Below are 11337 nucleotides of genomic sequence, written 5' to 3'. Positions count from 1 at the left end.
CATGAGCAAAGATAACTGGCTAACACTCTCACAGACTATTGACGGAACTGTTTCCGAAAAATGGCCTGAGATTCCTCAGCTCAATCAACCTACTCCCGGAGGGCAAGCATCCTCCTCTGGAGCTGCAGGTTTTGTTTATAGCGGACTGAGACAAGAAATCGTACCTCAGCGCCTGCTACTTGATAGCCGGCTCACACCTTTGGAAAGAAATGGCTGGCTCGTTTTCAAAATGTTGCTTGATAAGCAAGGGTATTCAGTTCCCAGGTACCAGGACTTACAACCATACTTGGCTCAAACTCCCTACGGAGAACAAGCATCACGGGAAACAATTTCAAGAGTCATTGCAATTCTACGCATGACACGCTGGATCAGCTTGTTAGCACAGGGACGTGATAGCGGTACGGGCCGGATAGTCGGCAATATGTACATACTGCACGAAGATCCTGTAACAGTGCAGGAAGCAGAAATGATTGACACTGGCTACGCTGAGCTTGTGACTAAAAACCTACATCACAACATTAAGTCAGTGCGAATCGTCGCTGGGAACGTTGCAGAAGAACTTGCAGAAGCTGCAGGCACTGTTATCCCCACACGACTTGATATTCTGCAACAAAGAATTGAGAACACAAGCTCAAGCCAACAAAAAGTGCCTCGCAGTTCGGATTCCGAACGCGGAAAAATTACCCTAGTTCGGAATCCGAACTCAGCAAAAAAACCTAGTTCGGAGCCTAGGGCCTGTTGACGTTTGCCCGTAAGTCATTGAAAAAAAGAAGCAAACTCGTAATATTTAAGCTCCTACACAACGAGTTTGCTATGCCCCGATTCATGCTCAGCGATGAGCACTGGTCGAAGCTAAAAGGAATGATGCTTCAAGAAAATATTTATAACAAGTATGACTTACGCATGGCTGTTGAAGGAATGCTGTACCGGCTGCGTGTTGGTTGTGCGTGGCGAGATTTACCGTCTTGTTTTGGACGATGGAATTCGGTCTACAAAAAATTTAATGAATGGTCAAAAAAAGGAAAATGGCTCACGTTGTTTAAAACGCTTGCCCGAGAGCCTGATACCGAGTGGATATTTATCGATGGCAGCTATGTTAAAGCCCATCAACACAGCGCAGGCGCTCAAGGTGTTGAGCCGCAAGCAATCGGTAAAAGTCGTGCAGGCAATACAACTAAAATTCATTTAGCTGTTGATAGTTACGGCTTACCCATTGAGTTTACAGTGACGGGTGGCGAAATTCATGACAGCACTGCAGCCAGTGAACGGATTGAAAAACTACCGCCTACGACCGCGATAGTAGCGGACAAAGGCTATGATAGCGGAAAGATTCGTGAGCAGATTCAAAGTAAAGGCGCTGATGCGGTTATACCAAGAAGATCAAACTCGGTCGTGGGCAATGGGGGCATGAATTGGCCGTTATACCGTGACCGTCATCTAGTTGAAAATGCCTTTGCGCGCTTGAAGCAATTTCGAGGACTGGCAACGCGATATGATAAGTTAAAACGTAATTATCAAAGTGTTGTCACCATGGCTTGTGGGTTTTTATGGCTAAAATGTAATGAAACGTCAACAGACCCTAACTGCAAAAGCCGTGCGGGCAACTGGTTTAACCTGCAAGCGCATCATAGAAAACTCCCCTTATATTGGCAAAAACACAGTGCGGTAAACCTCACTGGTGTTGCAGGGGATATTGACAAGTCGCTATTACAAAGCGATGACTAACAGGTGAACGTTCAGTGACAGACTGTCAGCAGCACACTAAAAGCGCACTAAACTCAACACAGAGTAAGCTGGTTCTTCATAGGGATGTGCTGCTTTCAGAGCGGCAACTGCTTGCTGAATATGGGTCGCTGCGACCACCATTTCCACACGCCATTCAGGCACTTTCTCTAAGCGATCCTGGCTACCAATAAAGGGTTGGCTGCCCGCCATGGGTTTAAACTGCCCTTCACCTAGCACTTGCCAGCAGCAGTTTTGATAATCACCAATTTTGCCCGCACCCACAGCAAAAACCGCCTGCTTAACAACTTCAAGATGGCTTGCAGGAACGTAAAAATGCAATGCGTACATAGTATCGATCCAGCCTTTTCAACAGGTTAAAGGTGAGATTTCAGTCGAGGTGCTTTACAATAAGGTATAACTTTATAGAGGAGTGTCTTAGTGATTGCACCACGTTTTGCACCACTGGTTTTTGCTGTTTTGATGTCAATCTATATGGTTACCGCAATGACCTTTGTGATTACTTGGGTCAATACAGGTATGTCTGCTGGTTTTAGCTTACGTTGGTTTCGAGCTTTTTATATCGCTTGGCCAATTGCATTTATGCTTATTATGATTGGTGCGCCGCGCCTACAAAAAATTGTTGCCAAGCGCATCAAACCTATTGATTAAAACCTTTATCTAGCTAGCGCATACGGCGTACAACCCTATGCGCTGCTGGGTGAGTTAAATCTTACGTAAAATCACGCTGCCTATTGAATAGCCCGCACCAAACGAACTAAGAACACCAATAGCACCACTTGCCAAGTCATCTTGGTGCAAGTGCAGGGCAATCACAGAACCAGCCGAACTGGTGTTGGCGTAGGTATCTAAAATCACTGGTGCTTCTGTTTCTGTAGCATCACGGCCAAGCAAGCGGCGAATAATCAACAGGTTCATATTTAAGTTGGCTTGGTGCAGCCAAAAGCGCTGTACATCCTGCACATCAATCTGATTACTTGCTAGATGCTCAGCAATCAAGTTTGAAACTTTAGGGCAAACCTCACGGAAGACCTTGCGACCCTCTTGTACAAAAAGCTTGTCTTCAGCGCCAATGCCTTCTTCTGCACAGCGATTTAGGTAGCCAAAGTTATTACGGATATTATTCGAAAACTGCGTCAGCAATTTAGTGCTCACCACTTCAAACTGATGCTTGGAGTCCGCTGATTCAGCCTCCTCCAACACAACTGCAGTACAGGCATCACCAAAAATAAAATGGCTGTCACGATCGCAGAAGTTTAAGTGCCCCGTACAAATTTCCGGGTTCACCATGAGAATGGCACGGGCTTGATCGGTTTGAATTGCATTAACAGCAGCTTGAATGCCAAAGGTGGCTGAAGAACACGCGACATTCATATCGTAGGCAAAGCCTTCAATGCCTAAAGCTGCCTGCACTTCGATGGCTACTGCTGGGTAAGCGCGCTGCAAGTTTGAGCACGCAACAATCACCCCATCAATATCCGCGGCGCTACGGCCTGCGCGCGCTAGGGCTTCTTGCGCAGCAACCACTGCCATTTCACAAAGGATACCCCACTCGTCATTGGAACGCTCGGGGATACGTGGTTTCATCCGCTGTGGATCTAAAATACCTGCTTTATCAATAACAAAGCGGCTTTTAATTCCTGATGCTTTTTCAATAAACGCTGAACTGGACTCTGGTTTAGCTTCAATTTCACCGCTAGCAATTTCTGCAGCGTGCTCAGCATTAAACTGTTGTGACCACGCATTAAAGGCGGCAACCAACTCATCATTGGAAATGCTTTGCGCGGGTGTAAATAGGCCTGTACCACTGATTACGACTTTTTTCACGGTCAATCCTCTGCAGAAGCCGCGCGGCATGCGGCTGTGTTGACGCTGCCCAATCATCGCAGGCAACACTTAATCATTTGATAATACAGTATAGGTTAGCAGAACAACGCGTAAACACCTTAGGGACTTAAGCCCAATCGTTATCATCGGTAAACGCACCTGCAACCTAACATTAGGTTTTATTGCTTAATTACTCGATAGCAACAACTCGCAATTCTTTAGGCATGGAAAAAGTTACATTCTCTGGACGCCCCTCAAGCTCTTCAGCCATCTGTGCGCCCCAGTCACGTAGGCAATCAATCACACCTTGTACCAACACTTCAGGCGCCGAAGCACCTGCAGTCACACCAATCACTGCTCCTTGCTTAAACCAGGCTTGGTCTAAGTCCTGCGCACCATCAATTAAGTACGCCGGCGTCCCCATGCGGTCTGATAACTCACGCAAACGATTGGAGTTAGAGCTATTAGGACTGCCCACAACTAATACAACGTCACAGGCTTGCGCCAGTTGTTTTACCGCATCTTGACGGTTTTGCGTGGCATAACAAATATCATCTTTACGCGGTCCGCTAATCGCAGGAAAGCGCCCTTTCAAAGCATCAATGACTCGACTGGTATCATCCATCGACAAAGTGGTTTGCGTTACAAAAGCTAAAGTCTCAGGCGCCTTAACTTGTAAAGTGGCGACATCTGCTTCATTTTCCACCAAATAAATATGTCCGCCATGGCGCTCATCATATTGGCCCATCGTACCTTCAACTTCTGGGTGTCCAGCATGGCCAATGAGTACGCACTCGCGCCCTTGATTACTGTAGCGCACAACTTCTAGATGCACTTTTGTGACCAGCGGACAGGTTGCATCAAAGACTTTTAAACCACGGCGATCAGCTTCATCGCGCACCGCCTTGGATACGCCATGGGCACTAAAAATGACAATATTATCGTCGGGAACTTGATCCAACTCCTCCACAAAAATGGCCCCACGGGCACGCAAGTCTTCAACCACAAATTTATTATGAACCACTTCATGACGCACGTAGATAGGCGGTTGAAAAACCTCTAACGCTCGATTAACAATTTCAATTGCACGATCAACACCGGCACAAAAACCCCGTGGATTGGCTAACTTAATGCGCATCAATACCGCCTCTACATTGTTACTGGTTGTTTTGCACCGTGAATATTTCCACGTCGAAAGTGATGACCTTACCGGCTAACGGATGGTTAAAATCAATCGTCACTTGCTGATCATCAAACTCTTTAACCACGCCTGGCATTTCACCACCGGCAGCATCTTTAAAGATCACCAACACACCATAGTCCAAATCCATACTATCGAATTGAGTGCGTGGCATGGTTTGCAAATTTTGCTCATTGGGAATCCCAAAGCCCTGCTCTGGCGGGATTTGAAAACTGCGTTTATCACCCGCTTTCAGGCCAAATAAAGCCCTTTCAAAACCGGGCAGCAAACTGCCATCACCCACTGTAAAAGTAGCTGGGTCTTTTTCAAAATTACTGTCAACCACATCCCCGTTATCAAACTTCAACGCAAAATGCAGGCTTACCGTACTGTTTTGCCCTATTCGCTGCTCACTCATTACTCTGCGCTCCAGTTGAACTGCTGCTTGCTTGTTTAGTGCCGCGAAACATATCCAATGCGAGCATTACCGCTCCCACAGTGATTGCACTATCGGCAATATTAAAAGCAGGGAAATACCACTGGGTTTTCCAGTGCACTAAAATAAAATCGACCACATGGCCTAAGATAACGCGATCATACAAATTGCCGATTGCGCCACCGAGCACCAACGCTAAAGCAATCGCCAGCCAAGTTTCGTTGGCTTTAAGACGCTTTAACCAAATCACTAGCACTACGCTGACTGCCAAAGCAATCACGGCAAAGAACCAGCGCTGCCAACCCGCCTCGTTAGCTAAAAAACTAAAGGCAGCGCCACGGTTGTAAGCCAGAGTCCAGCTAAACACATCAGGAATAACGACCGCTTGCTCATACAAATTAAAGTTGCTGTCAAACCAATGTTTAGTGATTTGATCAGCAGCAATAATCAAGAGACTGAGCCACAGCCATGCCAGCTTGCCAAAACGCGCAGTCATTAACCTGCACTCCGATAGGTGACGAAAGAGTTATGCATAGTGACGTACTTCACCTGCACCATCTAAGTTGTCTGCACAGCGGGCACAGACATCTGGGTGCGCTGCCACTGAGCCAACATCAGCACGGTGATGCCAGCAACGGGCACACTTAGGCTCGCTGGATTTACTGATATGCAGCTTCAGGCCTTCCAACTCAGTGCTCACTGCATCTTCCGGGGCCTGGGCTAAATCAGCCACTTGCGCAGTCGAAGTAATCAGCACAAAGCGCAGCTCATCGCCTAAACGATTGAGTTTTTCTACCAGCGCAGGATCTGCATACAGAGTCACTTGCGCCTGCAGGTTACCGCCAATCACTTTAGCATTGCGCTGGTTTTCCAGCTCTTTGTTCACCGCAACTTTAACCGCCATCAGCTCAGCCCAGTAGGCACTGCTCAACTTACTCTCGGCAGGCAAACGCGACAAACCTTCGTACCAAGTATTGAGAATAACTGACTCATTACGCTCACCGGGTAAGTGCTGCCAGATTTCGTCTGCGGTAAACACCAAAATCGGTGCAACCCAACGTACCAAGGCCTCAGCAATGTGATACAGCGCGGTCTGACATGAGCGGCGCGGTAAGCTGTCTTCACCGGTGGTGTACTGACGGTCTTTAATGATATCCAGATAGAAGCCGCCCAACTCTTGTACGCAAAAGTTATGAACCTTTTGATACACATTGTGGAAGCGGTATTCGTCGTAGGCCTGCACCACTTCATCTTGCAAGCGCGCAGCCGCATCCACCACCCAGCGATCCAGCTCAATCATCTGCTCAGCGGGCACACAGTCAGTGGCCGGATCAAAACCATCAAGGTTCGACAGCAAGAAGCGCGCGGTATTACGGATACGGCGGTAAGCATCAGCGCTACGCTGCAAAATGGTGTCAGAGACAGCCATTTCACCGGAGTAATCTGCCGACGAAGTCCACAAGCGCAAAATATCAGCACCCAAACTATTGGTAACAGTTTGCGGCGCAACCACGTTACCCAATGACTTGGACATCTTGCGGCCATTTTCATCCACGGTAAAACCATGGGTCAGCAAACCACGGTACGGTGCATGGCCATCAATGGCACAACCGGTCAACAAAGACGAGTGGAACCAGCCGCGGTGTTGGTCCGAGCCTTCCAAATACAGGTCAGCACGTGGGCCGTGAGCATGCCCGAGCGGGTGCGAGCCACGCAATACATGCCAATGGGTGGTACCTGAGTCAAACCAAACATCCAAGGTGTCGGTCACTTTTTCGTAATCCGCCGCCTCTGCGCCTAAAAGCTCAGCAGGGTCTAACTTAAACCACGCCTCAATACCTTCTTGCTCGATACGCTGCGCCACCTCTTCCATTAGCTCAACAGTACGCGGATGCAGCTCACCGGTAGCTTTATGCAAAAAGAAAGGTATCGGCACACCCCAGTTACGCTGACGAGATATACACCAGTCTGGACGTCCGGCAATCATATTATGCAAACGTGCCTTACCCCAAGCTGGGGTAAACTCGGTTTCTTCAATGGCCTGTAAAGCACGTTCACGTAATGGCGCACCCTGTTCAGGCTGCTTATCCATGCCCACAAACCACTGTGCCGTAGCGCGGTAAATCAGTGGGGTTTTGTGGCGCCAGCAATGCATGTAGCTGTGTTCGATTGGCTCATACTTGAGCAATGCGCCCACTTCTTCCAGCTTCGCAACAATGTTGGCATTGGCTTTCCAAATAAACTGGCCGCCAAAGAATGGCAGGTCATCCACGTAGACACCGTTGCTTTGGACTGGGCTGATAATGTCATCATTGGTCATGCCGTAGCGCTTGCAGGTATAGAAGTCATCCTCACCATAAGCAGGCGCTGAGTGCACGATACCAGTACCAGCATCCAGCTCAACATAATCGGCCAAATACACCGGTGCCACACGCTCATAGAAGGGGTGATTAAACTCTAAATGCTCCAATGCATCACCATTACAGCGGGCAATAATCTCGCCTTCGAGACCGTAACGCGTCAGGCTGCTTTCAACCAAAGTTTCCGCTAACAGTAAAATCTTGTCACCCACATCCACCAAGGCATAAATGGCTTCAGGGTGGACGTTGAGCGCTTGGTTACCAGGAATGGTCCATGGCGTAGTAGTCCAGATAACAATCTGAGTATTTTTACTAATTTCTGGCAATGAAAATGCTTGTGCCAACTTAACTAAATCAGTGCTGTTAAAGCCCACGTCAATGGCTTCTGAGCGTTTATCTTGATACTCAACTTCGGCTTCAGCGAGGGCCGAGCCACAGTCAAAGCACCAGTTCACTGGTTTTAAACCTTTGAAAACAAAACCGCCTGCAACCATTTTTGCTAAAGCACGCACTTCACCGGCTTCGTTGGCAAAATCCATGGTCTTGTACGGATTGTCCCAGTCACCCACGACACCTAAACGAATAAACTCCGCTTTTTGCCCAGTGATTTGCTCTTCAGCATAGTCGCGACACAGTTCACGTACTTTATCCGCCGGTAGGTTTTTACCGTGCTTAACTTCAACGCGGTGCTCAATAGGCAAACCATGACAGTCCCAGCCCGGCACATAAGGGGCATCAAAACCCGCTAAGGTTTTACTGCGCACAATCATATCTTTAATGACTTTATTCACCGCATGACCAATGTGGATGCTGCCGTTGGCATACGGAGGGCCATCATGCAAAATAAAACGGGGCCGACCTTCGCCAATCTGACGCATTTTCTGATACAGGTTAATGCTGTCCCAGTGCGCCAGCATTTGTGGCTCACGGGTGGGTAGGCCTGCTCGCATCGGAAATGCCGTTTTCGGCAGGTTAAGCGTCGCTTTATAGTCGGTCATGTCGATTCCAAGTCACTCATTAAAGGGTGTGATAGTGCTGCCAAAGTGTATGTGCTTGCGCGATATCCGCAGCAATTGCCTCTTGTAACAAAGGCAAAGATTCAAAACGTTGCTCGTCACGAATTTTCTGCTGAAAAGTGACAGCAAGATGCTGGCCATATAAATCGCGAGAAAAATTCAATAAGTGCACTTCCAGATGTGCGCGCTGGGTGTTATCTACCGTAGGGCGTGTGCCTATATTAGCAACACCGGGCACATGCCGCCCACTCTGCAGTTGCACAGACACCAAATACACACCATGCAAAGGTGCGCGGTGGCGCTTGAGCTGCACATTGGCAGTGGGTGCGTTTAGGGTTCGACCCAGTTTTTTACCATGCAAAACACGGCCATCAATACTGTAAGGTCGGCCCAGTAAGCGCTGCGCTAAAGTAAAGTCCGCAGCGGCCAAGGCACTGCGCAAGCGAGTGCTGCTGACCCGTTGCCCATCAATTTCTATGGTCGCGGTGGGTTCGACGCTAAATCCATAGCGTTGCCCAGCGTCCTGTAAAAAAGCAAAATCACCGGCGCGGTCACAACCAAAACGAAAGTCATCGCCCACCTGTAAATGCTTAATACCCAACGCTGCAATCAGCACCGTTTGCACAAAGTCGGCTGCACTAAGTTGGCGAAAGCGTTTATTAAAGGCAATACACAGCACCTGATCAATACCCGCCTCGCGAAATAATTGGAGCTTGTCACGCAAGCGAGTTAAGCGCACAGGTGCAGTCTCAGGGTTAAAAAATTCCCGCGGCTGTGGCTCAAAAACAATTACGCAACTGGGTACATTGAGGCGTGCCGCGCTTTTGCGCAGACGCGTTAATATCGCCTGGTGTCCTAAGTGAACACCATCAAAATTACCTATGGTAGCAACGCATCCATGGTGGGATGGTCGTACATTGTGCAAACCGCGAACCAACTGCATATTTGTTATCTTGCCAGAAAAGACTCTGATTATAACCATAGCTAAGGCATTAGAGCACCTTTAGCCCATTTAACGGCGCAGATGACGCATTCTCAGGCCCGTGGCAAACAACGTACCAGCAAACACCAGAACCCCACCGCAGACCAATACCGTTACTTCCCACACTCGGCGCTGCCAGCTCCAGTCAAACCAATCAGCGCTTGGCGCATTCAACCAGAACACCAGCGCCAGCATCGCCGCACAAGCTGCCAACAGTCGTAACAGGAACAACAACCAACCTGGCGACGGCTTGTAGATACCAATGCGGTACAGCCCCCACATTAACAAGCAGGTATTGAGCATACTGGCCAATGATGTCGCCAAAGCTAAACCCACATGCTGCAGTGGCCAGATAAAAATAAGGTTTAGCAGCATATTAACTACCATACATATTATGGCGATGCGCACTGGGGTTTTTAAATCTTGGCGAGCAAAAAAGCCTGGGGCCAATACTTTAATCATCATAAAGGTCAGCACCCCCAATGAGTACGCCCGTAAAGCTGCAGCCGATTGCGTAACATCGTTGGCAGTCATTGCCCCATAGAAAAACAGCGTAGCAATTAACGGTTCAGCCAAAATGGCCAAAGCTAAGGCCGCTGGGACCCCAACCAGCAGCACCATGCGCAGCGCCCAATCAATGGTGGCAGAAAACTCTTCAGGCTTGTCTTTGGAATGCTGTCGCGACAAGGCCGGCAAAATTACCGTGCCAATGGCTATGCCAAATGCCCCTAAAGGTAATTCTGATAAGCGGTCGGCATAATATAACCAAGAAACGCTACCGGTCTGTAAGAAAGACGCTAACACCGTATCCAGCAACAAGTTGATTTGACTGACCGACACACTAAACAAAGCTGGCAGCATCAGCAGCATAATGCGCTTAACACCGGGATCATTGCGTACCACGCGCGGTCGCGGCAGCAAGCGCATCTTCCATAGAAATGGCATCTGGAACAACAGCTGCGCCACTCCAGCAATAAACACTCCCCAGCCTAACGCCATCACTGGCTCAGTAAAATAAGGGGTTAAAAATACAGTTGCGCCAATCATCGACGCATTCAACAACACTGGAGTAAAAGCTGGCACCGCAAAGCGCCCATAACTATTGAGAATAGCGCCACAAAAAGCTGTTAAAGAAATCAGCAACAAATAAGGGAACGTAATACGCAGCAACTCACCGGCCAGTTGCATCTTGCTGGGCTCATCATGGAAGCCTGGGGCAAACAGCATAATCAAATAGGGCGACATCACCACGCCCAGCGCCGTCAGAGCCACTAGGATCAAACCCAGCATGCCTGCGGTGCGGTCCACCAATTGTTTTACTTCGGCAAAGGAGCGCTTTTCTCGATACTCAGACAGCACGGGGACAAACGCCTGAGCAAAAGCACCCTCAGCAAATAAACGGCGTAAAAAGTTAGGAATTTTAAAGGCGACAAAAAATGCATCAGCTGAAGCACCAGAACCAAAGTAGCTGGCGATCACCATATCGCGCACCATGCCCAGCACCCGTGACAATAATGTCATCACGCTCACCACAGCGCTGGAGCGTAAAAGGCTGGAGGACTTTAGTTTAGTGGGTGTATCAACAGCGTTACTCATGGCGCACTCTTCCAAATTCAGCGCACAAGTTTAGTCGCTTGCCCGAGGGGATGCCATAAAGATTGCAGAGAAAGCATGCATTCTGCATGTTGCCTGCGTATACTGCGCTAGCTAACTTGCTGCATGAGTGATTTTAAGGCTCTGGATAGTGCCTATTTATTTATTCTATACCAGCAGCTTGACAATTTAATCACTCG

10 protein-coding genes and 1 pseudogene are annotated in these 11337 nt (G+C 48.5%); 3 read left to right on the top strand and 8 right to left on the bottom strand.

All coding sequences use genetic code 11. From position 1 onward, the window contains the following. Nucleotide 1: 1 nt before the first annotated feature. Nucleotides 2-742: an STY4528 family pathogenicity island replication protein gene (locus tag O6P33_RS04745; protein WP_269819078.1), complete on the top strand. Its 741-nt coding sequence runs from the start codon at nt 2-4 to the stop codon at nt 740-742. Between the two features lie 71 nt (nt 743-813). Next, nucleotides 814-1554 (top strand): annotated as a pseudogene (locus O6P33_RS04740) (IS5 family transposase); the annotation flags it as partial. Nucleotides 1555-1761: 207 nt separating this feature from the next. Here O6P33_RS04740 and O6P33_RS04735 read toward each other — a convergent pair. Further along, entirely contained in the window at nt 1762-2073 is a 312-nt protein-coding gene (locus O6P33_RS04735; RefSeq protein ID WP_269819077.1) for an NGG1p interacting factor NIF3, read from the bottom strand. Nucleotides 2074-2163: 90 nt separating this feature from the next. Between O6P33_RS04735 and O6P33_RS04730 the strand changes: the two genes are divergently transcribed. Further along, on the top strand, nt 2164-2394 hold the full coding sequence (locus O6P33_RS04730) for a DUF2798 domain-containing protein (RefSeq protein WP_269819076.1): 231 nt from the start codon (nt 2164-2166) through the stop codon (nt 2392-2394). Nucleotides 2395-2448: 54 nt separating this feature from the next. On the opposite strand, the gene O6P33_RS04725 is transcribed toward O6P33_RS04730, so the two are convergent. The 7 genes from O6P33_RS04725 to murJ all read right to left on the bottom strand — a co-directional run bounded on the left by O6P33_RS04725 (nt 2449) and on the right by murJ (nt 11140). Next, a complete protein-coding gene (locus O6P33_RS04725; protein ID WP_269819075.1) occupies nt 2449-3570 on the bottom strand; it encodes a beta-ketoacyl-ACP synthase III in 1122 nt (373 codons plus the stop codon). Nucleotides 3571-3760: 190 nt separating this feature from the next. After that, complete coding sequence (gene ispH / locus O6P33_RS04720; protein ID WP_269819074.1) at nt 3761-4708, bottom strand: 4-hydroxy-3-methylbut-2-enyl diphosphate reductase; 948 nt, start codon at nt 4706-4708, stop codon at nt 3761-3763. A gap of 19 nt (nt 4709-4727) precedes the next feature. Then, nucleotides 4728-5168, bottom strand: a complete 441-nt coding sequence (fkpB, locus tag O6P33_RS04715) for an FKBP-type peptidyl-prolyl cis-trans isomerase (protein WP_269819073.1) — start codon at nt 5166-5168, stop codon at nt 4728-4730. After that, nucleotides 5161-5682 carry a signal peptidase II gene (gene lspA, locus O6P33_RS04710; protein WP_269819072.1) on the bottom strand — a complete coding sequence of 174 codons (522 nt, stop codon included), beginning with the start codon at nt 5680-5682 and terminating at the stop codon, nt 5161-5163. Before lspA ends, fkpB begins: the two co-directional genes overlap by 8 nt. Before the next feature lie 30 nt (nt 5683-5712). Further along, nucleotides 5713-8544, bottom strand: coding sequence for an isoleucine--tRNA ligase (gene ileS, locus O6P33_RS04705; RefSeq protein ID WP_269819071.1), 2832 nt, complete (start codon nt 8542-8544; stop codon nt 5713-5715). A gap of 19 nt (nt 8545-8563) precedes the next feature. After that, nucleotides 8564-9505, bottom strand: coding sequence for a bifunctional riboflavin kinase/FAD synthetase (gene ribF, locus O6P33_RS04700; RefSeq protein ID WP_269819070.1), 942 nt, complete (start codon nt 9503-9505; stop codon nt 8564-8566). A gap of 69 nt (nt 9506-9574) precedes the next feature. Next, nucleotides 9575-11140 (bottom strand): murein biosynthesis integral membrane protein MurJ, encoded by a 1566-nt coding sequence (gene murJ, locus O6P33_RS04695; protein ID WP_269819069.1) that lies wholly within the window; start codon nt 11138-11140, stop codon nt 9575-9577. Nucleotides 11141-11337 lie beyond the last annotated feature (197 nt).

This window comes from Denitrificimonas caeni, from assembly GCF_027498055.1.
Lineage (GTDB): Bacteria > Pseudomonadota > Gammaproteobacteria > Pseudomonadales > Pseudomonadaceae > Denitrificimonas.
Note: the sequence above shows the minus strand (reverse complement) of the source record. Positions and strands in the feature narration are given on the sequence as shown.